Annotated in this window: 1 pseudogene; it reads left to right on the top strand. The window is 40.9% G+C overall.

What is annotated here, in order from left to right:
• A pseudogene (locus tag R7Z47_RS26535) lies at window positions 1-464 on the top strand (pilus assembly protein CpaB); the annotation flags it as partial.
• Window positions 465-540 lie beyond the last annotated feature (76 nt).

Here is a 540-nt window from a genome sequence, read left to right as displayed (position 1 = left end):
AACTAACGTCAAACTTGGTTTCTAACCCAGGCGAAAAAGATTACATGTATCTTTCGCTTAAAAAAGATCAGGTCCCTTATTACTACCTTTCTCAAGGCAGTAGCATTGTTGAGGCGTTACCAATACAACCTGGCGACCGCGTCAGTTTTGTCGCTACAACCTCATCTCAATCGAATTTATTAGAAAGCGGTTATTCCGATATCGATAGCTTAACAAGCAACGTCATTATTGATGGTGCATTAGTTTTACAGGCGATGAATGTGTCTGAAGATGATGATTCGTCAAACGAAGACTATGGCTTGATCATCGCGTTGACCGTTAAACAAGTACTTAAGCTTGAAATGGCACAAAAGATCGGAGCTATTACGTTGGTTCCTGCAAAGATGGTTCATAAATACTTATCTGTGAAAAGTAGCGATTTAATTGAGCATCGATTTGGCGTTCGACAGCTGAGGGGGAATTAAGGGTGTTCAATAAAAATATACTATTAGTCACATTAGGAGTGGCGCTATTACTCCCAGCTTCAGTCTCCGCAGGGGA

Source organism: Vibrio sp. 1641 (assembly GCF_033339995.1).
Lineage (GTDB): Bacteria > Pseudomonadota > Gammaproteobacteria > Enterobacterales > Vibrionaceae > Vibrio > Vibrio alginolyticus.
Note: the sequence above shows the minus strand (reverse complement) of the source record. Positions and strands in the feature narration are given on the sequence as shown.